Annotated in this window: 20 protein-coding genes; 15 read left to right on the top strand and 5 right to left on the bottom strand. The window is 62.2% G+C overall.

What is annotated here, in order from left to right:
- Positions 1-2 precede the first annotated feature (2 nt).
- A complete protein-coding gene (gene rimI / locus ACIQH5_RS03685) occupies positions 3-506 on the top strand; it encodes a ribosomal protein S18-alanine N-acetyltransferase (protein ID WP_400400383.1) in 504 nt (167 codons plus the stop codon).
- Positions 503-1,639, top strand: a complete 1,137-nt coding sequence (tsaD, locus tag ACIQH5_RS03680; RefSeq protein WP_400400381.1) for a tRNA (adenosine(37)-N6)-threonylcarbamoyltransferase complex transferase subunit TsaD — start codon at positions 503-505, stop codon at positions 1,637-1,639. Before rimI ends, tsaD begins: the two co-directional genes overlap by 4 nt.
- Positions 1,640-1,671: 32 nt before the next feature.
- On the opposite strand, the gene ACIQH5_RS03675 is transcribed toward tsaD, so the two are convergent.
- Positions 1,672-2,823 (bottom strand): glutamate--cysteine ligase, encoded by a 1,152-nt coding sequence (locus ACIQH5_RS03675; RefSeq protein ID WP_400400378.1) that lies wholly within the window; start codon positions 2,821-2,823, stop codon positions 1,672-1,674.
- Positions 2,824-2,997: 174 nt separating this feature from the next.
- Between ACIQH5_RS03675 and ACIQH5_RS03670 the strand changes: the two genes are divergently transcribed.
- From ACIQH5_RS03670 to ACIQH5_RS03660, 3 genes are all read left to right on the top strand, one after another.
- On the top strand, positions 2,998-4,149 hold the full coding sequence (locus tag ACIQH5_RS03670; RefSeq protein ID WP_400400375.1) for a GTP-binding protein: 1,152 nt from the start codon (positions 2,998-3,000) through the stop codon (positions 4,147-4,149).
- A 63-nt stretch (positions 4,150-4,212) separates the two neighbouring features.
- Entirely contained in the window at positions 4,213-4,335 is a 123-nt protein-coding gene (gene ykgO / locus ACIQH5_RS03665) for a type B 50S ribosomal protein L36 (RefSeq protein ID WP_011775528.1), read from the top strand.
- A gap of 25 nt (positions 4,336-4,360) precedes the next feature.
- Positions 4,361-5,173, top strand: coding sequence for a shikimate 5-dehydrogenase (locus ACIQH5_RS03660; protein ID WP_400400372.1), 813 nt, complete (start codon positions 4,361-4,363; stop codon positions 5,171-5,173).
- Positions 5,174-5,186: 13 nt separating this feature from the next.
- Here the strand turns inward: ACIQH5_RS03660 and ACIQH5_RS03655 are convergent, their stop codons facing one another.
- Positions 5,187-6,416: an SAM-dependent methyltransferase gene (locus tag ACIQH5_RS03655; protein ID WP_400400369.1), complete on the bottom strand. Its 1,230-nt coding sequence runs from the start codon at positions 6,414-6,416 to the stop codon at positions 5,187-5,189.
- Between the two features lie 67 nt (positions 6,417-6,483).
- On the opposite strand from ACIQH5_RS03655, the gene ACIQH5_RS03650 reads away from it, so the two are divergent.
- The 9 genes from ACIQH5_RS03650 to ACIQH5_RS03610 all read left to right on the top strand — a co-directional run bounded on the left by ACIQH5_RS03650 (position 6,484) and on the right by ACIQH5_RS03610 (position 20,143).
- Positions 6,484-6,846, top strand: a complete 363-nt coding sequence (locus ACIQH5_RS03650) for a hypothetical protein (RefSeq protein WP_105690057.1) — start codon at positions 6,484-6,486, stop codon at positions 6,844-6,846.
- Between the two features lie 191 nt (positions 6,847-7,037).
- Positions 7,038-7,334: a co-chaperone GroES gene (groES, locus tag ACIQH5_RS03645; protein ID WP_011775524.1), complete on the top strand. Its 297-nt coding sequence runs from the start codon at positions 7,038-7,040 to the stop codon at positions 7,332-7,334.
- A gap of 84 nt (positions 7,335-7,418) precedes the next feature.
- Entirely contained in the window at positions 7,419-9,032 is a 1,614-nt protein-coding gene (groL, locus tag ACIQH5_RS03640; RefSeq protein WP_062073085.1) for a chaperonin GroEL, read from the top strand.
- A 173-nt stretch (positions 9,033-9,205) separates the two neighbouring features.
- The gene (locus ACIQH5_RS03635; RefSeq protein ID WP_400400365.1) at positions 9,206-10,840 is read left to right on the top strand and encodes a LuxR C-terminal-related transcriptional regulator; all 1,635 of its coding nucleotides are present in this window, start codon (positions 9,206-9,208) and stop codon (positions 10,838-10,840) included.
- A 142-nt stretch (positions 10,841-10,982) separates the two neighbouring features.
- On the top strand, positions 10,983-12,080 hold the full coding sequence (locus ACIQH5_RS03630; protein WP_400401079.1) for a flavin-containing monooxygenase: 1,098 nt from the start codon (positions 10,983-10,985) through the stop codon (positions 12,078-12,080).
- Between the two features lie 330 nt (positions 12,081-12,410).
- Positions 12,411-14,360, top strand: a complete 1,950-nt coding sequence (locus ACIQH5_RS03625) for an acyltransferase family protein (RefSeq protein WP_400401075.1) — start codon at positions 12,411-12,413, stop codon at positions 14,358-14,360.
- Positions 14,360-16,438, top strand: coding sequence for an acyltransferase family protein (locus ACIQH5_RS03620; protein WP_400401073.1), 2,079 nt, complete (start codon positions 14,360-14,362; stop codon positions 16,436-16,438). Before ACIQH5_RS03625 ends, ACIQH5_RS03620 begins: the two co-directional genes overlap by 1 nt.
- A gap of 206 nt (positions 16,439-16,644) precedes the next feature.
- A complete protein-coding gene (gene guaB / locus ACIQH5_RS03615; protein ID WP_011775516.1) occupies positions 16,645-18,156 on the top strand; it encodes an IMP dehydrogenase in 1,512 nt (503 codons plus the stop codon).
- A gap of 103 nt (positions 18,157-18,259) precedes the next feature.
- A complete protein-coding gene (locus ACIQH5_RS03610) occupies positions 18,260-20,143 on the top strand; it encodes an ABC transporter ATP-binding protein (protein WP_400400362.1) in 1,884 nt (627 codons plus the stop codon).
- Positions 20,144-20,146: 3 nt separating this feature from the next.
- Here ACIQH5_RS03610 and ACIQH5_RS03605 read toward each other — a convergent pair whose 3' ends face one another.
- Genes ACIQH5_RS03605 through ACIQH5_RS03595 form a run of 3 tightly spaced genes read right to left on the bottom strand, consistent with a single transcriptional unit; the run spans position 20,147 to position 22,366 of the window.
- The gene (locus ACIQH5_RS03605; RefSeq protein ID WP_400400360.1) at positions 20,147-20,797 is read right to left on the bottom strand and encodes a hypothetical protein; all 651 of its coding nucleotides are present in this window, start codon (positions 20,795-20,797) and stop codon (positions 20,147-20,149) included.
- The gene (locus ACIQH5_RS03600) at positions 20,794-21,432 is read right to left on the bottom strand and encodes a hypothetical protein (RefSeq protein WP_400400357.1); all 639 of its coding nucleotides are present in this window, start codon (positions 21,430-21,432) and stop codon (positions 20,794-20,796) included. Before ACIQH5_RS03600 ends, ACIQH5_RS03605 begins: the two co-directional genes overlap by 4 nt.
- Before the next feature lie 49 nt (positions 21,433-21,481).
- On the bottom strand, positions 21,482-22,366 hold the full coding sequence (locus ACIQH5_RS03595) for a WXG100 family type VII secretion target (RefSeq protein ID WP_400400355.1): 885 nt from the start codon (positions 22,364-22,366) through the stop codon (positions 21,482-21,484).
- A 179-nt stretch (positions 22,367-22,545) separates the two neighbouring features.
- On the opposite strand from ACIQH5_RS03595, the gene ACIQH5_RS03590 reads away from it, so the two are divergent.
- Complete coding sequence (locus ACIQH5_RS03590) at positions 22,546-23,679, top strand: GuaB3 family IMP dehydrogenase-related protein (protein ID WP_400400353.1); 1,134 nt, start codon at positions 22,546-22,548, stop codon at positions 23,677-23,679.
- Positions 23,680-23,745 lie beyond the last annotated feature (66 nt).

The raw sequence follows: 23,745 nt of genomic DNA, 5'->3' as shown, positions 1-23,745 counted from the left end.
CTGTGAAACTGTCACCCAAGCTGGAACTCGCCGGTGTTTCACTGCGCGACATGACTGAGGCCGATATCCCGGCAGTTGAGGTGTTGGAGCGCCGGTTGTTCCCCGTGGACGCCTGGCCCTTACAGATGTTCTTCGACGAGTTGGCCCAGCCCGAGACCCGGCGATACGTGGTGGCGGAGGTTGCCGGGGAGATCGTGGCTTACGCCGGATTGATGTGCATCGAACCGATCGCGGACGTCCAGACGATCGCCGTCGTGCCTGAATTCGAAGGAAAAGGAATCGGTTCCGCTGTCCTCGCGGAGCTGATTGAGGAAGCCCGGCGTCGCCGTGCGGACGACGTCCTGCTTGAGGTCCGGGCGGACAACCCCCGCGCCCAGCAGCTGTACGTCCGCTTCGGCTTCGAACAGATCCACGTCCGCCCCCGCTATTACCGGGACGGCACCGACGCCCTGATCATGCGGCTCCCGTTGAACAATCCCCAGTCTTCCGAAGGAGCTTCCGCATGAGCGGCCCTGATCACAAGCAGCCGTTGGTGCTGGGCATCGAGTCCTCCTGCGATGAGACCGGCGTTGGAATCGTGCGGGGGACCACGCTGCTGACCAATACTGTGTCTTCTTCCATGGATGAGCACGTCCGGTTCGGCGGTGTCATCCCGGAGATCGCTTCACGTGCACACTTGGACGCTTTTGTTCCGACGCTTCAGGAGTCGCTGCACGAGGCCGGCGTGACCTTGGACGACATCGATGCCATTGCCGTTACATCAGGTCCCGGTCTGGCCGGTGCCCTGATGGTGGGTGTCTGTGCTGCCAAGGCGTTGGCCCTGGCCACGGGCAAGCCGCTCTACGCCATCAACCACTTGGTGGCGCACGTGGGTGTGGGACTGCTTGACGGACGTCAAGGAACTGACGGAAAGCACGACGCCGGTGCTGCCGCCGGCTTGGGTGCCGGAAAGCTGCCCGAGAACCTCGGGGCCCTGCTGGTATCGGGTGGGCACACTGAAATCCTGCGGATCAGGAGCATCACGGACGATGTTGAACTGCTTGGTTCAACCATTGATGACGCAGCCGGTGAAGCGTACGACAAGGTTGCCCGCATCCTTGGCCTCGGTTACCCGGGTGGGCCCGCCATCGACAAACTGGCGCGCCAGGGCAACCCCAAATCCATCCGGTTCCCGCGCGGACTTAGCCAACCCAAGTACATGGGGACCGCCGAGGATAAGGGCCCGCACCGCTATGACTGGTCGTTCAGCGGCCTGAAGACAGCGGTGGCCCGGTGCGTGGAACAGTTCGAGGCCCGTGGCGAGGAAGTACCGGTGGCGGACATCGCAGCGGCTTTCCAGGAAGCCGTGGTTGATGTCATCAGTTCAAAGGCTGTCCTGGCCTGCAAGGAAAACGGCATCACCGATGTCCTGCTGGGCGGTGGCGTTGCAGCGAATTCGAGGCTCCGGGAGTTGACCGGGCAGCGCTGTACCTCGGCTGGAATCAAGCTCCATGTCCCGCCGCTGGACCTTTGCACGGACAACGGCGCCATGGTGGCAGCGCTGGGAGCCCAACTGATCATGGCAGGCGTCGGCCCCAGCGGAATGACGTTCGCGCCGGATTCCTCCATGCCCGTCACTACAGTGTCAGTGCCTGCCTAGGCTTCCCACCAGGGCATGCACACCGGCCGGGACTAGGCGTCCGGGCCGTTGCGCATCTGCTGAACGAGGTCCATGACCACTGCCTGCAGATCGCCGTTGTGTTCGGCGGCGACGCGGCGCTGGCGCTGGTAACTGGCGCCTCGTTCAACGATCTTGAGCACGTCCGCCAACTCTTCGGAACAACCCAGCTTGGCAGCCACAGGCTCCAGCCGCGCAACCGTTTCCGCGAGGTGTTCGGTGACCAACTGCTCGTTGCCCTCGGCATCGAGGATGATGATGGCTTCCATGCCGTAGCGGGCAGCGCGCCACTTGTTCTCCTGCACATGCCATGGCGGCATGGTGGGGATGGTGCCGCCGGCGTCCAGGATGGAGGAGAACTCGTCCACCAGGCACTGGGTCAGTGCAGCGATGGCGCCTACTTCTTCAAGGGTGGCCAGGCCGTCGCAGATCCGCATCTCGATGGTGCCCAGGTTGGACACGGGCCGGATATCCCAACGGATCTCAGACGTGGCATCGATGACACCGGTGGTGAACATGTCCTGGACGTAGGACTCGTAGGCTTCCCACGAATCAAACTGGAAGGGAAGTCCCGCGGTGGGCAATTGCTGGAACATGAGCGCACGCTGGGACGCGTAGCCGGTTTCCTCGCCTGCCCAGTAGGGGCTGGAGGCGGACAGTGCCTGGAAATGCGGGAAGTAGTTGACCAGGCCGTCCAGGACGGGGAGGACCTTTTCCTTGCGGTCGATGCCCACGTGGACGTGAACGCCGTAGATGACCATCTGGCGTCCCCACCATTGGGTCCGCTCGATCAGCTTGGCATAGCGCTCTTTGTCGGTGACGGGCTGGAGCAGGGGAGGGCTGAAGGGGTGGCTGCCTGCGCAGAACACTTCAACGCCCATGGGGTCGGTGACTTCACGGACTGCTGCCAGCGATCGGCTGAGATCGTCTTTGGCGTCTTTGACAGTCTCGCAAATACCGGTGACGAGCTCCACGGTGTTGAGGAGCAACTCGCGCTTGATATGGGGGTGTTCGTCGTCCTCGTTGAGGTCGGGGTGGTTCGCAGCGACGCCCTTGAGGACATCGTTGGCCACTGATACCAATTCCCCGGTGCGTGCATTGACAAGCGCCAACTCCCATTCCACACCCAGTGTCGATTGCCTGGATGGCGCAAAATCAATCTGCACGTAGTCCCCTTAGTCCCCTCATTGTTTTGTCTCAGCCGGACGCGGTTCCCCGCTGCGGGGCCGCCAGCGGTCGGATCAAGTCTAATGCAGCCAGAACGCCGCTGATATCGAGCCTTTACGTGCAGCAATGAGCCGTCATTTGCTAATAAGAATGATTCTCAATAGAATTGACGCATGCACCTCTCAGTCGTCAGTTCCCTGGACAGCCAATGCCGTGAGGCAGCCACCAGCAGGCTGGGCCGAACGCACTCCAACTCGGTAGTGGTCCTCCATGACCTCCTGGACGGTTCGCTGGTCCTTCGCCGTGTTTACCGTGGTGGCCGTCTGTTCGAACGCGAAACAACAGTCCTGGAACATGGTTGCCTCAGCTGCACGGTTCGGTTGGACGTGGTCCCGACGGCGGAACGCCTCGCCGCGTGCGGTTTCGACCACGTTGTCCTTGGCCTGCCACCAGGAGTGGCAGCCGGGATGGCCGTTGCGGAGCTTCGTGGTGGCCTCAGCCGCCCGGCGGTGATAGACAACGCGGTGTTGGCACTGGACCCGGCGGATCTGGAGGACCATATTTGGGACCGGCACACGCTGTTTGAATCCGGATTCACCTCAATGCCGCAGGATGACCGCACCAGCGGCGAGTTCCTCATCGGTGAGTTCGGGCAAGTGGACACCGTCATGGTGCATCCGGGCCTCGGAGCCGTGTTGACCGGCGATCACCGTGAAGGATCGGCGCAGTGGGGGACCGGAATGGAGTTACTGGGCGAGTTGGCGCCCCACGCAGCCAGGGTCGGGGAAGCCGACGAGTTCCGGCCGGGGTGCTTTGATGATGCCGAAGCGGCGGCCCGCAACCGCCCCGGCGTCGTACGTGTTCCTGTTAGCGAGACGCCAGGTTCCTTCCGGACGGTGCTCCACAAAGCGGGTCGGCCACTACACCCCGGGCGTTTCCGAGATGCGCTGCCGCACCTGGCTGTGGGCACGCACTGGCTGCGTGGCCGCCTCTGGATCGCATCGGCACCGAAAACGCGGATCGCCGTCCAGGGAATCGGGCCGCGGGTGTGGCTTGAAAGCACCGGAAAATGGTTGGCTGATTCCGCTGAATCAGCGCCCGGCCTTGCACGCCCTGGAACTGCGGGTGCCGACGTCGACTCCCTTCTTGACTGGCACCCCAGCCATGGCGACCGCGGAACTGTCCTGGCCATCACTGGACGGTCCGAGGATATTGACCCGCAGGAAATCAGTGATCTGCTGGAAGGTTGCCAGCTGACGGAAGCAGAGATGGAACAGAATTTCGGCGTCTGGGACGACCCCCTGGAACTTAACGACGCCCTCTAAGCCAGCAACAACCAGACCAGCAACAACAATCAGGCCTAACACCCAACTAAAAGGAGAAACACCATGAAAGTCAGGAATTCGCTGCGTGCGCTCAAGAAGATCCCCGGCGCCCAGATTGTGCGCCGGCGCGGACGCACGTTCGTCATCAACAAGAACAACCCGCGAATGAAGGCGCGGCAAGGCTGAGCACGGGCCGTTGTTTAATGGGGGAATGCCAATCCTGAACAAAGACATGTCCCTGTGCATTTCGCTCGCGGCCCGGCCCAGCAACATCGGTACCCGGTTCCACAACTACCTGTACGATCTGCTCGGCTTGAACTTTGTCTACAAGGCATTCGCCCCTGCTGACATCACCCTTGCGGTGGCGGGCATCCGCGGCCTCCCGATCCGGGGCGCCGCGGTGTCCATGCCGTACAAGGAAGCAGTCATCCCCCTGGTTGACGTGATGGACCCGTCGGCCAAGGCCATTGATTCGGTCAACACCATCGTCAACAACAACGGCGTCCTCACGGCCTACAACACCGACTACATCGCCATCGCCCGGCTCTTGAAGGACCATCAGGTTCCCAGCGGCCACACCGTGCTGCTCCGTGGTGCAGGCGGCATGGCCAAGGCTGTCGCCGCAGCCCTGCGGGACGCCGGGTTCACCGCTGTCACCATCGTGGCCCGCAACGAGGACACCGGCCGTGCCCTTGCCGATCTCTACGGTTTCGCATGGCAGAACGACGTCAACGGTTCCACCGCGGACCTCATCATCAATGTCACTCCGCTGGGAATGGCGGGCGCGGACGAAACGGCCCAGTCGTTCGACGACGCCACAATCGCCGCCGCACGGGTGGTGTTCGACGTCGTTGCCTTGCCGTCCGAGACACCACTCATCAGTGCTGCCCGTAAGGCTGACAAGAAGGTGATCACGGGCGCTGAGGTCATTGCCATCCAGGCGGAAGAGCAGTTCGTCCTCTACACGGGCGTGCGCCCCACAGCGGGGCAGGTCCGCGAAGCGTCGGAATTCTCGCGTCGCTGACGGCAGGAGCGCGTTAGAACGTCACAGGCTCCACAACAACAGCCACTCTCTCCTCGCCAATCCGGGTGAGGACCAGGGTGGCTGTTTTTGCGTCCTTGCCCTTTGCCGGTTTGGCGGGAAGCAACTGCTTCCGCAGCTCTTCCGGGGTTACCGCCGTGCCGCGCTTCTTGATGTCCAGTACTGTGATGCCGTTTGTCTTCACCCAGGCCTTGAGGGCCTTGACGTTGTACGGCATGACATCAAGGACCTTGTAGGCCCGGGCGAAGGGTGTGTCCTGCAGTTCCGGAGCGCAAATGTAAGCGATGTGCTCATCCACCAGATGCCCACCCAGCCGTTCGGCGACGTCGGCCACCAGCCCTGCGCGGATCACCGCACCGTCCGGTTCGTAGAGGAAACCCTCAACAGGCCCGACGGCGGCTACCGGGCCGCCGTCGAAATCTGCGCTGCTGGTGATTTCAGCCGCGCCCTGACTGCCGATCACCAGCGCGGCGCGGCGCACGCCGGGGCGGGACACAGCGTTGAACCACAGGGTCACTTCGGTGACGTCGCCGCTTACTGAAACCCACTGGGCTTCGCAGCCTGAGGGCACGGAGTCATGGGGAATGCCAGGACCCATTTTGACGCCGATGGCGCGGCCAGTAGCCGCCAGGCGCTCCACGAAGGACAACGGGGGAGAGAAGGCTTCAGGGTCCCAGATCCGTTTGGTTCCGGAGGTGGACGTGGTCCGCCGGGCGGGATCCAGCCACACGCCGTCTATCCCTTCCAGGTCCACGGTTGTTGCATCAGAGTGGACCACGGTGGCATGCGGAAAAGGAATGAGGTTGATGGTGGCGCAGGCGGCAGTGGTTTCGTCCATCTCTACGGCGGTCACCGAAATGTCCATGGACGCCATCGCCATGGAATCGGCACCCAGGCCGCAACCAAGGTCTGCAACGTGGGAAATGCCGGCCTTCGCGAAACGCTCGGCGTGCCGGGCCGCGACGTTCAAGCGGGTGGCCTGCTCCAAACCGGCCTGGGTGAACAGCATCTGCCGGGCAAACTCACCGAACTTTGCCTCTGCGCGTGTCCGAAGCCGGGACTGTGTGAGGACCGCTGCTACGAGTTCAGGGGAGTGCCCCGCCTTCCGGAGGTCGGCGTTGACGCTGAATGAGTCGGCCTCCCGGTAGGGTCCCAAAGAGGCAAGAAGTTCCCATCCTTCAGTAGTCAGCAAGGGTGCGATCTGTTCCTGCGGTGCGTGAGACATGGGATCAAGCCTAACGGCGCGGCGCTTGACGGTGTGACTGGCGAATCAGCCGGATAGGGTTGATTTCATGGAAGACAACGCTGCCCCGCACACCTCCACCCTGACAAAGTTCGCGCGCCCCGCCCTGATAGCGGGGGTCGTGATCGCGGTGGTCTGCATCGGCCTGCTGATCATCATCTTCGCCTTGGATTCCTTCAATGCCGCTACCTATTCGGTGGCTGGCAAGAGCGTCAATGACGCCACCGATGAAGCGCGAGGCATCCGCGAACTTTACAGCGGCGCCCGGACCGGTGGAATCATCACGCTGGTGATCTCCGGCGTCGTGGCTGTTGCCTCTGCCGTGGTGCTCTACCTGAACCGCGGTAATGCTCCCCTTGACGAGGATGACGACGGCGAAGACTACGATCTGGACGACCTCACGGGCAGGTGAAGGACGTTCACCCATGACGAAATGCTGGCACTCACCTTGACCGAGTGCTAACGCTTACATAGAGTCGTATTAGCACTCTCCCCCGGAGGGTGCTAACCACGCCAAGCGTCTTCCGGCACCGCGACGACGGTTGAACGCCCAGGCACCCTAGTTCTTAGTCCATGAATCAGCTCATGAAAAGGAGAGTCCGAGTGTCGGTCTCGATTAAGCCTCTTGAGGATCGTATTGTTGTTCGCCCGCTCGAAGCAGAGCAGACCACGGCTTCCGGCCTGGTCATTCCGGACTCCGCGCAGGAGAAGCCGCAGGAAGGCGAAGTTGTTGCAATCGGCCCCGGCCGCTTCGATGACAACGGCAACCGCGTACCGGTTGACGTAGCTGTTGGCGACGTCGTCATCTACTCCAAGTACGGTGGAACCGAAGTCAAGACCGGCGGCAACGAGTACCTCGTTCTGTCCGCCCGCGACGTCCTTGCGATCGTCGTAAAGTAACTTCCCGGAGCCCCGCACCGCCGTCGCGTTGGAATCATTCCAGCCGTCAGCGGTGCGGGTTTTCTGTCTTGAAAGGACACAACCATGGCAAAGCAGCTTGCTTTTAACGATGCTGCCCGCCGGTCTCTTGAGGCCGGTATCGACAAGCTCGCCAACACTGTCAAGGTGACGCTTGGCCCGCGCGGCCGCAACGTCGTGCTGGACAAGAAGTGGGGCGCTCCCACGATCACCAACGACGGCGTGACCATCGCCCGCGAAGTTGAGCTTGATGACCCCTACGAGAACCTTGGCGCACAGCTGGCCAAGGAAGTAGCCACCAAGACCAACGACGTCGCCGGCGACGGCACCACCACGGCTACCGTGCTGGCACAGGCCCTGGTCAAGGAAGGCCTGCGCAACGTTGCTGCCGGCGCCGCTCCTGGCGAGATCAAGCGCGGCATCGAGGTTTCTGTTGAAGCAGTCGCAGCCCGCCTCCTGGAGAATGCCCGCGAAGTCGAAGGCACCCAGGTTGCCAGCGTTGCAGCCATCTCCGCGCAGAGCGACGAGGTTGGCGAACTGCTGGCCGAAGCGTTCGGCAAGGTTGGCAAGGATGGTGTCATCACCATCGAAGAATCCTCCACCACCCAGACCGAACTGGTCCTCACCGAGGGCATGCAGTTCGACAAGGGCTACCTTTCCCCGTACTTCGTCACCGACGCTGAGCGCCAGGAAGCCGTCCTCGAGGACGCCCTCATCCTGATCAACCAGGGCAAGATCTCCTCGCTGCAGGACTTCCTGCCGCTGCTTGAGAAGGCCCTGCAGGCCAACAAGCCGCTCTTCATCATTGCTGAAGACATTGAAGGCGAAGCCCTGTCCACGCTGATCGTCAACCGCATCCGCGGCACGCTCAACGTAGTTGCCGTCAAGGCTCCGGGCTTCGGCGACCGCCGCAAGGCCATGCTCCAGGACATCGCAACGCTCACGGGCGCCCAGGTTGTTTCCCCGGATCTTGGCCTGAGCCTGGACACTGTTGGCCTGGAGGTACTTGGTACCGCCCGCCGCATCACGGTGACCAAGGACAACACCACCATTGTTGACGGTGCCGGCACGGCTGAGGACGTTGCGGACCGCGTTGCACAGCTGCGCGCTGAACTCACCCGGACGGACTCCGACTGGGACAAGGAAAAGCTGCAGGAACGCCTGGCCAAGCTGGCCGGCGGCATCGGCGTGATCAAGGTTGGCGCAGCCACCGAGGTTGAGCTGAAGGAAAAGAAGCACCGCATCGAGGACGCCGTTTCCTCCACGCGTGCAGCCCTCGAAGAAGGCATCGTTTCCGGTGGCGGTTCCGCTCTCATCCACGCCCTCAAGGCACTGGACGAGTCCCCGGCCGTCAAGGCGCTGGAAGGTGACGCAGCAGCTGCTGTGGGCATCGTCCGCCGCGCCCTGGTCCAGCCGTTGCGCTGGATCGCCCAGAACGCCGGATTCGACGGCTTCGTAGTTGTTGCCAAGGTTTCCGAGCTGGAAGCCAACCACGGCTTCAACGCAAAGTCCGGCGAGTACGAGGACCTGATCGCCGCTGGCGTGATCGACCCCGTCAAGGTCACCCGCTCGGCTCTCCGCAACGCCGCTTCCATCGCTGCCCTGGTTCTCACCACCGAGACCCTGGTTGCCGAGAAGCCGGCTGAGGAAGAAGACGCACACGCAGGCCACCAGCACTAACGGCCCTGTTCACCACAAGCCCCGGTCATGATGACCGGGGCTTGTGGTGTTTCCGGAGGTGGTGTCCGGCCAGCGCCGCCAAGCTCTTGTGAGCGTACGACGGCGGCGGTAACCTGACGCTACTAGGACGGCTTGGGTGCGCCAACCGGCTGTTCCCGGTCGCAAGGTGAACCATGACAGTTCCGGACACAGACTTGGATTTGGGGCGCTCGGCGTTCCACGAGCGCCGTTGGCGCGATGCGCTTGAGTGCCTCTCCCGCGCCGATTCAGAGGGCGGTCTCCCTCCACAGGACATTGAATTGGCGGCGTCAGTGGCGATGTTGCTCGGCTTGAATAGCCAGAGCATCGAGTACCTGGCCAGGGCTCATGACGAATTCCTGACTGTGGGCGACACGGACAGCGCCGCGAGGTGTGCGGCGTGGCTGGTCATGTTCCTGATGGACATGGGTGAGGCCGCCCGTGGCAATGGTTGGTTGTCCCGCGCCAAGCACTTGCTGGAGGGGATGCCTGATCCGGGTGCGGCCGAGGGGTACCTCCTGATCCCGGCTGCCCTGGGGTTGTTGCGCAGCGGAGCCCCGGAGGCCGGACAGGGCCTGTTCGCCAGGGCATTGGAGCTGGGTACCTCGTTTCACGATAAAGACCTCCAAGCCTTGGGCCGGCTTGGCGTCGGAACGTCCCACGTTTCCCTTGGACACGTGGAAGAGGGGTTGCAGCTGCTGGATGAAGTGATGGTTTCGGTCACCGCAGGTGAAGTCTCCCCCATCCCCGCGGGCATCATCTATTGCGCCGTCCTGGGCAGTTGCCGTCTTTCCAACGACGTTCGCCGCGCCCACGAGTGGACTGCGGCTTTGGAACGCTGGTGCGGGGATCGCCCGGACATGGTGATGTTCAGCGGACAATGCCAGGCCTACCGCGCCGAACTCCTGATACTCCATGGAGCGTGGGACGACGCACTGGCTGTTGCCCGGGCCGCCGAAGGAAGGGTGAGGAAGGGCGATCCGGATGCAACGTTCGGATCCTGGTACCAGCAGGGTGAAGCACTCCGGCTGCAGGGGTTCGTGGAGGAAGCGGCCAAAGCCTACGCCACAGCCGCCGGAACCGGTTTTGAGCCCGTTCCAGGCATCGCCCTTCTTCAGCTCGCCCAAGGGAAAACGGCCCAGGCCCAGGCCACCATGCGGCGCGCGATGGCGGGCGCCGACTCAGCCAACCGTCGTCGCTTACTGCCCACCGTCGTCGAGATTGAACTTGCCGCTGGAGACGTGGCTGCAGCCAGGCAGGCACTGGACGAGTTGTCAGAACCTCTTCAGGAGAACGGTCGGCCACTGGAGCTGGCCCTTGCCGCCCACGCCGCAGCGCAGGTCCTGCTGGCTGAAGGCCAACCCCAGCATGCCCTTCGTGAGTCCAGGCGTGCGTGGAGGACCTGGTACAGCCTCGAGGCTCCCTATCAGGCCGCCCGGTGCAGGGTCCTCGCCGGGCGGGCGTGTGCCTTGTTGGGCGACCCCGACTCTGCCGCCATGGAGTTCGAAGCTGCCAGGGCCGAGTTTTCAGATCTTGGGGCGACCCCGGCAGTAACTGACGTCCTGGAACTCACCGGCGAGAAGGGCAAAGGCAGCTCCCCTCTGACAAACCGTGAAGTGGAGGTGCTCCGCCTCGTGGCTGGAGGGCACGCGAACCGGACCATCGCCCGGGAGCTGTATCTGAGTGAAAAGACTGTGGCCAGACACGTGAGCAACATCCTCTCCAAGCTCGCCGTGCAATCCCGGGCCGCAGCCACCGGGTACGCCTTCGAACACGGACTGATGCGCTGACGCCCTTGCGCAGAAATACCCATGCCTCGCGGCGTGAGTGGCTCATTTGGCCGATGCGTCGCCACGGTCCGGGCTCATAGCGTGGCTCTTATCAAATCACTGCGAGCACAGTGATTCACGGCAAGCGAGATAGGAGTCGATGATGTCCATAAACCGGAATCCAGAGGTTGACACCGTCATTGTGGGAGGTGGCCAGGCCGGGCTCGCCCTCGGATACTGGTTGGCCAAACAAGGCAGGAAGTTCCTCATCCTGGATCAGCATCAAAGGCCGGGGGATGCTTGGCGTCAGCGCTGGGACTCCTTGCGGCTCTTCACACCGGCCAAATATGACGGCCTTCCAGGATTGCCTTTCCCCGGCGACCCCCTGGCCTTTCCCACCAAAGATCAACTGGCCGACTACCTGGAGGAATACGTACGCCGCTTCGACCTTCCCTACGTTCCAGGCGTCAGCGTGGAGGACATCAGCCGTGAGGGTGAGGCTTTCCTGCTCAGGGCGGGGAACCGTGAGTGGAGCAGCAGGAATGTGGTGATTGCCACCGGCGGGCATCGTATCCCGAAGGTGCCGGAGTTTGCAGGAGAGCTGGATAGGGGCATCCTGCAACTGCACTCGCAAGATTACAAAAACCCCGATCAGTTGAAGGAAGGCCCTGTGCTGGTGGTGGGGCTGGGAAATTCCGGGGCAGAGATCGCCCTTGAAGTTGCCCGCTTCCGTCCCACACTTCTTGCGGGCAAGCCAAGCGCCGAGATGCCCATGCGGCATGGCCGGACGGCTGCACGTTTCGCCCTGCCAGTGGTCCGATTCCTGGGCCTCTACATTCTCAACCTCAACACCCCCATGGGACGCAAAGCCGCCCCCAAGTTCGTATCCATGGCCGCACCGCTAATCCGTACCAAGACCAAGGATCTGGCCGCTGCCGGCGTCCGCCTCAACCCCAGGCTGGCTGGTGCTCAGGATGGACTCCCGGTGCTGGAAGACGGGACACGGGTGGAGGCCGCGAACGTCATCTGGTGCACGGGGTATCACGAGGATTACTCATGGGTGAACCTGCCGGCCTTTGACGCCAACGGTGAACCTCAACAGACCAGGGGAGTGGCCAACAGCGTCCCGGGCCTGTACTTCATTGGCCAGGAGTTCCTGTTTGCGGCGGCCTCGGCAACGCTACCGGGAGTCTGCCGGGACGCCCGGTACCTTGCCGGGAGGGTCACGGCGCCGCGTTCCAGCGGACTCGTCAACGTGTGAAAGCTCACGTTATGGAGGGCTGTGCCAAGCACCAAGACTGTCGGGCTGAGAGAGCATCAGCACAGGTCACGCACAGGTTTGGGTGGCACAATGTATGGCTGGACCTGTGCTGATGGGGCATCGAATGGCGGCCAGGAACACTTTCCCACATGGGTTGCGCGACTGAAAACGCGTAATATTGATGCTTTGTGCCACAGCTTTGAGGAACTGCCTACCGTGACGACGCCAACGATTCCAGCCCCTGCCCACCGCGGTAGGCGGGCTTCCGGACCCGTTGCGAAGTCTAAGTTCCGCCCCGAAATCCAAGGACTTCGGTCCTTGGCCGTCCTCATGGTGGTGAGCTACCACATCTGGATCGGAAGGGTCTCCGGAGGTGTCGATGTCTTCCTCCTGATCTCAGCCTTCCTCATGACCCTCCAGTTCACGGGCCGGTACAAGCAGGGCCGGCCCATGGACCTTGTGCGGCACTGGCTGCACCTGTTCCGGCGCTTGCTGCCCGCCGTCGTCGTGGTTCTGGTGTCCACTCTGGCAGCAACCTTCATTTTCCTGCCGGCCACGCGCTGGTTTGAGATCGTCCAGCAAACCTGGGCCTCCCTGTTCTACTTTGAAAACCGGCTGCTGCAGGACCTGGCGGTTGACTATTACGCCACTGACCACAGCATGGCCAGCCCGGTGCAGCACTTCTGGTCGCTGTCCATCCAGGGCCAGGTGTTCATTCTGTGGCCCATCATCTTCGCCACTGCAGCGCTGGTGTGCCGCCGCTTTGCGCTCCGCTACCGCGCCACCCTGGTGTACGTGTTCGCGATCATCTTTTTGGTCTCGTTCGTCTACTCCATCATCTTCACCGCCAGCAACCAGGCAGTGGCGTACTTCGATACCTTTGCCCGTTTGTGGGAATTTGCCCTGGGCACACTGGTGGCCTTGATCCTGCCCGCGCTGAACTTTTCCAAGCCTGTACGCATTGTCATGGGATGGGTGGGTGTGGCCGCCATGCTCAGCTGCGGAATACTGCTCCAGGTACAGACGGCGTTCCCCGGCTTCGTCGCTTTATGGCCCACGCTGGCTGCGGTAGCCGTGATCGCGGCCGGCCAAACCGGAAGCCGCTTAGGTGTGGACCGGATCCTGAGTTCGAAGTTCCTTGTCCGGCTCGGTGATAACTCCTACGCCCTCTACCTCTGGCATTGGCCCATTCTTGTGATTGCTTTGGCATGGAGCGGCAAGGACCATGCTGGCTGGCTGTCCGGTACGGTGATTATCGCGTTGTCGCTGACCCTGGCTTTCCTGACCACCAAGTTCGTGGAAAAACCGTTCCGGGAATGGAAATGGCCGGAGGTAAAGCGGCGCCGTTCAGTGATTGCCATCGCTGCGTGCCTCGCTGTTGTGTCCGCGCCCCTCATGGCGTTCCAGTATCGTCTGGATCTGGATGAGCAAGCAGCCGAGGCACGCATGGTGTTCGATAACCCGGGAGCGAAGATCCTCTCGCCTGACTACGTCAATGAAGCAGCTCCGAATGCACCCATCCAGCCCACAGTGGAAAGGGTTGGGCGCGACTGGGCGAGCCTGCCCGCCGACTGCTCCGGAGACGTCAAACCTGAAGCGAAGTTGCTCCAGGAGAACTGCAAACAGAACGGCGTCGGGGCGGACGCCACAAAAACGGTACTGGTTGTGGGCAACTCCCATTCCCAGCAGTGGCTTGCTGCAATGGCGGTCCTGGCCGAAGAGCATCATTGGCGCCTCTACTCCCTTCTATACGGGGGGTGCCCTTTCACGACTGAAGATCCCGAATCCGAGCCAGCCTGCAACCAATTCAACAGTGATGTGGTCAACCACATTCGGGAACACACTCCGGATGCTCTCTTCATGGTGGGAACTGCGGCGGTGCCCTCTTGGCCTGATGAAACACTGACGTACGGTTTTGAGGATCTCATCCCCCAAGTCACTGAGCTGGGCATCCACGTCGTGGCGGTGCGGGACAATCCCCGCTTCAACTACAGCCTGAGAGACTGCACCCTGGCCAAAGGCGTGGACAGTCCGGACTGCCGGCCGCTCAAGGCCGACGTCCTGGCCGAACCAAGCCCGTTTGATGCAGTGACGGGCAAATTCGAGAACCTGTCCTTATTGGATCTGACTGATCTGATCTGCCCGGAACTCTATTGCCCACCTGTCATCGGCAATACCTTCGTCTACCTCGATGACAACCACCTGACCAAAACCTACGTCCAGAGCATGGCAGGCATGCTGGACGAAAGGTGGTTTGCCGCGACAGGGTGGCAGCGATGATGCCAAAACCGGCTACGCCGCCGCAACAGCCTTCCTCCTCCGGGCAGCAAGCCAAACCCGGCTTCCGGCGCGAAGTACAAGGCCTCCGCGCACTGGCCGTGCTGATGGTCGCGGCCTACCATATCTGGTTGGGCAAGGTCTCAGGTGGCGTTGACGTCTTCCTGCTGATCTCGGCTTTCCTGCTGACACTGTCCTTCACCCGCAAGCTCGAAAGCCGCACGCCACTGAAGCTTGTGCGGCACTGGCTCCACGTGTTCAAGCGTCTGCTGCCCGCCGTCGTCGTTGTCCTGCTGGCGATCCTCGCCGGGACCTGGGCTCTGATCCCGCAGAGCCGATGGCCTGATGTCCTCACCGAAGCGTGGGCATCGCTGATGTACCGGCAAAACTGGCAGCTTGCCGCCTTCGCGGTGGACTACTACGCCCAGCAGCACGTGGACGCCAGCCCCCTTCAACACTTCTGGTCCCTGTCAGTACAAGGCCAGGTCTTTATTCTGTGGCCACTCATCTTCGCTGGGGTGGCCCTGCTGCAGCCACTGCTGGCCAGGCTGTTTCCACAGCGAAAAGCCGTGGGACACCGGCAACTGCTGTTCATCGCCTTCGGTGCAGTCTTCCTGGCATCGCTCGTGTTCTCCATCGAGCAAACCGCCTCCAACCAGGCATATGCCTACTTTGACACCCGTGCCCGCCTCTGGGAGTTCGCCCTGGGATCCCTCCTTGCCTTGGCCATCCCGTACCTGAAACCCGGGCGCAAGCTCCGTGTCTTCCTCGGGTGGATCGGTATCGCAGCGATGGTGGCCTGCGGGCTAGTGCTCCCCGTAGACCGATCCTTCCCTGGGTTCGTGGCTCTCTGGCCCACTCTCGCGGCTGCATCGGTCATTGTCGCCGGGCAAAGCGGCAGCCGTTTTGGCGTGGATCGCCTCCTGAGTGCCCGCCCGTTGGTCATGTTGGGAGACAATTCATACGCCTTATACCTGTGGCACTGGCCAATTCTGGTGTTTTTCCTTCTAGCCGCCGGAACCACCAAACCAAGCCTCCTGGAAGGCTTGGGAATCATGGCGGTTTCCCTGCTGCTCGCTGTGCTGACCACGAGGTTCGTGGAAGTACCCCTGCGCAGCTGGAAGTGGCCGGACGTGCGGTCCTGGCGGGCCGCCGTCGTGATTGCCTCCTGCGGTGCGCTGTTGGCACTACCGGTCACGGCCTGGCAAAGCGCCATCACTGCCGAGGCTGCGGCGATTGCGGATCAACCGCACGAGCTGACGCCTGGTGCCGCGGCGCTGGCCCCGGACTACGCCGGCCAGCCTAGTGAGGAAGCCCTGATCATCCCGGCACCGGCGGCCATGAAGGACGAGTGGGCCAATGTGGACGGTGTTTGCACAGGAGACAATGTGCCTACCGATCCGGTGCTGGAGGAATGTTTGCAGAACGAGGAGCCCGAGGTTGTCACCAAAAGGATTGTTGTTTTGGGTGACTCCCACTCCCAGCAATACTTGGCCGCCCTCGGCCCCATTGCCAAGCAGCACGGCTGGGAAGTGGTGACACTGATTAAGGGTGGCTGCCGGTTCGGTGCTCAATCCCCGGAGCGTGCAGATTTCTGCAACGACTTCAACAGGGCAAGTGCAGCCTATGTTCTGGAGCATAAGCCGGACGCCGTGTTCACCGTGGCGTCGCTGACGCACGTGGACGCACCCTTTGAAACTGAAGTGCCCGGGTACCTTGAAGGCATCAAACCTTTCACGGACTTGGGGATCGATGTGGTGGGTGTCCGCGACAACCCGCGTTTTAGTTTCAACATGCCGGAGTGCGTCCAGAAGAAGGGCAAGGATTCTCCGGACTGCAATGTGCCGCTTGAAGAATCCTTGGCGGAGTCCTCACCTTTGGACGATTACTTCGGCAAGGTGGAGAGGCTCTACCTGATGGATATGAGCGACTTCATCTGCGAGCAGGGGACGTGTCCGGCTGTGGTGGGCAATGTCTATGTCTATAAGGACGACAATCACCTCTCCAAGACCTACGTGCAGACCATGATCCCGATGTTTGAAGAGCGGCTGCTGGCCGCCACCGGATGGTCCGCCAGTTAGGTTCCTCGAGTGCTGTTACTCACACTCAGGCCTCCCGGAATATGGCGATCGCCGGGAAGGTTCTAGTATTTATCCAATACCATCTGCACAGGTAATTTCTGCATAGGTACCTCAATGCACAGGCCAGTCCCGTAATGACGGGCTGGTCATCAGTTGCAACCCCTACCAGTTAAGCCCCCGGAAACCCAGGTAAGAGGCGCACACTCATGACCCAGCCCGAACACGATCCCTTTGGCTTTGTTGGCCTGACCTACGACGACGTCCTGTTGCTCCCCGGCCACACGGACGTCATCCCGTCCGACGCAGACACATCGTCCCGTATCTCCAAGCGCATCTCCGTTCAGACTCCGTTGCTTTCAGCAGCCATGGACACCGTCACGGAGTCCCGGATGGCCATCGCCATGGCACGCCAAGGTGGTCTGGGCGTGGTTCACCGGAACCTGTCCATCGATGACCAGGCCGAGCACGTTGATCGCGTTAAGCGCAGCGAATCCGGCATGATCACCAACCCGTTGACCATTGGCCCGCAGGCAACGTTGCAGGAACTGGACGAGTTGTGTTCCCGCTACCGTGTCTCCGGCCTTCCCGTGGTGGACACCGACGGACGTCTGCTGGGTATTGTCACCAACCGCGACACCCGCTTCATTCCGGAATCGGAATTCCCCTTGCGCAGCGTCAGCGACGCCATGACCAAAATGCCGCTCATCACCGGTCATGTGGGCATCAGCCGTGAGGAAGCCTCACACAAGCTGGCCACCAACAAGATCGAGAAGCTTCCCCTCGTTGACGAACAGGGCCGCTTGATGGGCCTCATCACCACCAAGGACTTCACCAAGGCCGAGCAGTACCCGTTGGCCACAAAGGATGACGAGGGCCGCCTTCGCGTGGGTGCCGCAATCGGCTTCTTCGGTGACGGCTGGGAACGCGCCATGAAGCTCATCGACGCCGGCGTGGACGCATTGTTCGTTGATACGGCCAACGGCCACTCCCAGGGCGTGCTGGACATGATCCGCCGCCTCAAGTCCGATCCCATTGCCGCGCACGTGGACATCATCGGCGGCCAGGCTGCCACCCGTGAAGGTGCCCAGGCGCTGATCGACGCCGGCGCTGACGGCATCAAGGTGGGTGTGGGTCCGGGATCCATCTGCACCACCCGCGTGGTTGCCGGTGTTGGCGTTCCGCAGATCACCGCCATCTACGAATCTGCCAAGGCGGCAATTCCTGCCGGCGTTCCGCTGATTGCCGACGGCGGCCTCCAGTACTCGGGCGACATCGGCAAGGCACTGGTCGCCGGCGCCGACACCGTGATGCTGGGCTCCCTCCTTGCCGGCTGCGAGGAGTCCCCGGGCGAACTCATCTTCGTCAATGGCAAGCAGTTCAAGAGCTACCGTGGCATGGGCTCCCTTGGCGCAATGCAGTCCCGCGGCAAGAACACGTCCTACTCCAAGGACCGCTATTTCCAGGCTGACGTCTCCGGCGATGACAAGCTCATCCCCGAAGGTATTGAGGGCCGGGTCGCGTTCCGGGGCCCGCTGGCTTCCGTGGCTTACCAGCTGGTCGGCGGCCTCCGCCAGACCATGTTCTACACTGGCGCCCCCACCATTCCGGAGTTGAAAGCACGCGGCAAGTTCGTCCGCATCACCCCGGCCGGGCTCAAGGAATCGCACCCGCATGACATCCAGATGACAGTGGAAGCGCCCAACTACGGTTCCCGCTGATCCGTCACCTTCTCAACAGTTGTTCCCCGTGGAAGTTTCCACGGGGAACAACTGTTTAACAGGACGCGGCAGAATTGTCGGTCCCTAAGAATAGGCTGAGCACATGTCAGAAAAGCCCGTGCAGCCGCGGCACCCGGAGTCGGTCCGGCTGAACTCCGGCAAGCCGCCGCCCCGCAAGCTGGCCTTGCGGCCGTACGCACGCGCCGTCGGGCAGGTCCTTAAGGTGAGCTTCAAAGCCTCACCCGGTGCGGTCATCATGAAGGTGGCAGGCTCCTTGATCTCGGCAACCCTTCCGCTGGTGACCACCTACTTCGCCGCTTTAACCACCACAGCGCTGGCCGCCGGATACGCGGGGGACCCCGACGCCGGCCCACGGGCCATTCTGTACGTCATCATCACTGCCGCGCTGGGATTGTTCTGGGGAGCCTTCAGCAGTGTTGACCGGTATATCCAGCAACTGATGAGCTTCAAAGTGGGTGCAATCGTGGGGGACATGATGTACCAGCGGTTCCTGGCGCTGGAGTTCTGGCGATATGACGACAAGGAAACGGTGGATCTTTACGACCGCGCCAAGCGGTTCTCCGATTCCTATGCCCGCGTGCTGGACCGGATAGCTGCCATATTTACGCAGTTTGTTTCCGTGGTCCTGGCCATCGGTGCTTTGCTGCTGGTGAGCTGGTGGATCGCGGTCATTGTGTTGGTAGCCATCGTGCCCAGTGTGTACCTGCAGTTCAAACTGTCCCGCGAACAGATTGCACACTGGAATACGCAAGTGGATTCGCGTCGCCAACGCCGCATGATCGAACAAAACCTGCTCCGTCCCCAGCACATCGCCGAAATGCGCCTTTATGGGATCGTTGGGTACCTCATGGACCTGCGGTCGAGGCTGCGCGACGCCGACGAGCGCAGGCGCTTGGACTTCCAAAAGCGTTACATCCCCAAGCAGCTTGCCGCCGATTCCCTTCAGTACGGAGCCGAGGTGGTGTCCTTGGTTTGGGTGGTTGGACAAATCATCGCAAGGGCGCAGCCGGTGGGACAGTTCCTCTACGTCCAGCAGATTGTGAGCCGTGCGCTGTCCACCGCCAACAGCCTCGTCTCCTCGCTGAGCTCCATAGATGAGGACCTGGCCAACCTCAAGGACTATGAGCTTTTCATGGCCCTGCCCGTCCCCAGCGGAAAAGAGGAGCCCCTCCCAACATCGCCAACCACCGTGGAAATGCGGGACATCCGGTTCAGTTACACGGGGAGCGACATCGAGGTCATCAAGGGCATCTCCATGACCATTAAAGCCGGTCAGCACATCGCGATTGTGGGGGAGAACGGTGCCGGCAAGTCCACGCTGATCCGTATCCTGGCAGGGCTGTACCGGCCGGATTCCGGCCAAGTCCTGTTGGACGGCGTGGACCTCGCCAAGGTTGACGTGACCAGCTGGCACCGGCACCTTGCTGTTCTGAGCCAGGAGTTCTTGAAGTACGAGTTCGCCACGGCCGCGGAGAACATCTATCTGGGAGACGTGGACCAGCCCCGGGACGATGACCGCATCCGGCGGGCGGCCGCTGACGCCGAAGCCATGGAATTCATCAATAAGTTGCCTAACGGCTTGGAGAACCACGTCAGCAACTGGATGGAAGACCCTCGGGGGCGCAAGGGAAGCGGGCTCTCAGGTGGCCAATGGCAGCGGCTGGCCATGGCTCGGAACTTCTATCGCGACGCCTCGTTCATGGTCATGGACGAGCCCACATCCGCCATTGATGCTTTGGCCGAGCACCGGATCTTCACCAGGCTGTTCGCGGACCGGAGCAGCACCATCATTGCCATCAGTCATCGCCTGGCCACCATAGAGAAAGCTGACATTGTGTACATGCTGGAGGACGGGCGCATTGCGGAGCAAGGCACACACAAAGAACTCGTGGCGTTGAGGGGACGGTACTTCCGGATGTTCGAATCCCAGCTCTCCGTGGATGAGAGCAGTCAGAACACACCCTGAGGCTTAGAGCGGGCCGTATCCTGCGTTGCCGTAGGGATCACGCCACGTGGCGAGGTCCTGCTCCAGCAGCGCCCGGAAATGGGGATCAGTTGCAGCCTTGCGGCGAAGCGACTCCCTCGAACGGCCTGCGATGGTGGCCGGGACGATGATGCCAACCACGAGGAGGCAGACGATGAACGCAAGAACTGTGGCCAGCGTCAGCAGGAGGGCGGAATCCTGCCAGGTGGATGGTTTGGCCATGAGGGCAAACAGCCCAATGAAGGCGAACAGGATGAACCCCACGAAGGAAAGGGCCCCCCGCAAACTCCCGGGCCCACGATTGACCAGCGCCCGGCCCGTTTGCGGCAACCGGTCCCGTACCCGCACATAGAAGACGCAGCAGAGCACGGCGATGGCCACGCCGGGAAGGCTAAGGGCAGGAATCAGCGCGAACGTGCCGAGCCGAACAGCCAGGACTACACCCATGAGGACGAGGCTTGCGCCGATCCCGATCCCGGCAGCCCAAGCTCCCATGTAAGACCCGCGAGCGCTGGCGATTTCACGCAGGCGGGAGCGCGCATTCGCTGGAGTAATGGCGGATAGCTCCGCCGAAAGCCAGTAATCCAGGGGGCGGGCAGGATGGGACAGTGGAGTGGGGCCTGTCTGGTAGCTCACCCGGGGTACTGCTCCAGCCCTGCGCGGATGCGGGCGTTGAATTGCTCAGGGGACAGGGCTGACGACTTCAGGTTCTCGCCTTCACCTGCTGCAATCGACAGGGAGCCATCGGCCTCCGCCTTGACGTGAACTGCACGGGAGGTTCCGTCAATGAAGTGCTGGCGGGTTGTGGCGGCGGCGGGGAATCCGTCCGGCGCCTGTTTCAGATAGTAATCAGCCATCTGCACTGCCGTGGCGATCATGCCTTCGGAGCCCGTCAGGGGATGCAGTTCGTGAACGCCGTACTTGTTCAGGTTGAGAAGAAGGGCGCCCTGTTCTGCGCCGAACATAAAGGAGACATGCTCGGAGGTGGGGGTCACAAGAGCTGTTTCCAGCCATGACGTGGCATCTGCCAGGACAGCCGTCACCGTGGCGGCCGGACCGACTGGCTGGAGCGAGTCGTTGTCAATCTTCATCAACCCACGCTCCAGCAGCGTGGAGACACCGGCCTGTTCCAGCGGGGCGCCGGAGGCATGGTCGAGGCGGAACAAGGTCTGGCATCTCAGCGCGGCATCGGTGCCAGCTAGCGCAATGAGAGCGATGAGCTCATGCTCGGTGATGAGCAGAGCCGGGATTTCTTCGGTCTGGGTGGTCATTTCTGCCTTCTGTTCTGCGGTTCTGTATCCAGTCTAGGAAGTGGGGCGATCATGTGAGCCATCCCCAGACCTTCTTTGCGCCGTCGGCTACAGCCTCGCCAACATCCTGGGCGCCTTCCCACACATGCTTGGCGCCGTCAGCCACCATGGAAGAAGCGGAGTCGTAGCCCATGTTGGTGGCCAAAAGGCCCAGCCCGCCCCAAGCGATGCCGGCGATGGCACAGGCGGGGCCGATAACCGGCACAAAGCTGCCCACGGCCAGGGCAGCGGAGATGCCGCCGTCCACTGCCACCCCTGGATGTCCCGTCTGGATGCCCTGATAGACCTGCAACCCACCAGTGACAAGACCCAGGGCTCCGGAGAGTCGCCCGAGCATCGCGCTGCCATTGAGTAATTGGGTGCCCTTGACGTAACCGGCGCCGGCGGTTTGACCGTATTGGGCGCTCAGCCAGGGCCATTTAGTCAGCTCCGTGACCAACCCGCCCCTGGCCATCTGTGCCAGGAGCGAATCCGCCAGCACGCCGTTCGCGGTCACCAGGGCGTTTCCGGCCCACCACTCCGTGCTGCCGGTGACGCTGAAGAGTCCTTCCAGGCCGGTGGCTGAAGTGTCCTGGCTTCCGTTGCCGCCAGGAACCGGTGAACCATTCGGCCCGCCCGGACCGCCTTGGGCGCTGGCCTTGTGCTGTTCATCGGCTTGGGTGCGGAGCGTCTTGGACACGTCATCCAGGGAACGGGACGCCTTGTGCAGCATGGGCCGCAGTGTGCCGCTCCATTCGCGGCGGAAACGCTCGCCGTCCGTTCCTTTCCATGCAACGCTGGAGATCAGGCCGTTGATTTGGAGCTCCTGGTTCTGGAGCTGGCTTCCGGCCTGTCCCATTTGTTTGGATAACGACCGGAGCTGTTCAATATCGGCTCCGAATAATCCAGGCGCCATGGGTCCCCCTTGCATGGTTTGTGTGTTGTGGCAGGCTATCGGATACGTCCGGGGGACTGCCATGGGCACCCCTGCCCATGGGGAAAGCTGCCCGGCACGCGCGCGGAGGCCTCGCTTGCCGGGGACATAGTTCAGCTGTCGAATCGGGGTTCCGGGAGGGGTCCAGTAAAGTAAGAGCCGTGACTTATGAGATTGAGATTGGCCGTGGCAAGCGTGGGCGTCGTGCCTACTCCCTGGATGACATCGCGATCGTTCCGAACCGCCGGACGCGTGACCCGAAGGACGTCTCTGTCTCCTGGCAGATCGACGCCTACAAATTCGACATGCCTGTCATCGCTGCGCCGATGGATTCGGTGATGTCACCGGAGTCCGCCATCGCGTTGGGGCGCCTGGGTGGCCTCGGTGTCCTGGACCTCGAAGGGCTGTGGACCCGGTACGAGAACCCGCAGAAGGTCCTGGACGAGATCGCCGCCCTGGCTGATGAGACCAGCAGCCCTGCCGTTACGCGGCGCATGCAGGACCTGTACCAGGCTCCCGTGCAGCCGGAACTCATCAGCTCCCGCTTGGCCGAGATCCGCGCCGCGGGCGTGACCATCGCCGGTTCCCTCACGCCGCAGCGCACCCAGGAGCACTACAAGACCGTGGTGGCAGCAGGCGTCGATATCTTTGTTATCCGCGGAACCACCGTCTCTGCCGAGCATGTGTCCAAGAACCATGAACCGCTGAACCTCAAGCAGTTCATCTACGAACTCGATGTTCCCGTCATCGTTGGCGGCGCAGCTGGTTACACCCCTGCCCTCCACTTGATGCGAACGGGCGCCGCCGGCGTCCTGGTGGGATTCGGTGGCGGCGCCACATCCACCACACGCCGTGCCCTTGGCATCCACTCGCCCATGGCTTCGGCCATCTCCGATGTCGCTGCCGCACGCCGTGACTACATGGATGAGTCCGGCGGACGTTACGTCCACGTCATTGCCGACGGCGGCATGGGCAGCTCCGGCGACATCGTCAAGGCCATCGCCATGGGAGCCGACGCCGTCATGCTCGGCAGCGCACTTGCCCGCGCAGAAGAAGCGCCTGGCCGTGGCTGGCACTGGGGTCCCGAAGCCCACCACCTCGAGTCCCCGCGTGGTGACCGCGTCAACGTGGGTACCGTTGGTCCGCTGGAAGAGGTCCTCTTCGGACCAGGCCACCACACTGACGGAACGTCAAACCTGATCGGTGCCCTGCGCCGCTCGATGGCAACCACCGGCTATTCGGACCTGAAGGAATTCCAACGGGTAGACGTGGTCGTCTCGCCGTATCTCGGCTAAACCTCAGCCAGGAAGGCCCGGGAGGAGACCATACATACTTCCGGGCCGCCTTTGTTGGTGAGTGCT

The organism is Paenarthrobacter sp. NPDC091711 (assembly GCF_044756605.1).
In the GTDB taxonomy this organism is placed as follows: domain Bacteria; phylum Actinomycetota; class Actinomycetes; order Actinomycetales; family Micrococcaceae; genus Arthrobacter.
Note: the sequence above shows the minus strand (reverse complement) of the source record. Positions and strands in the feature narration are given on the sequence as shown.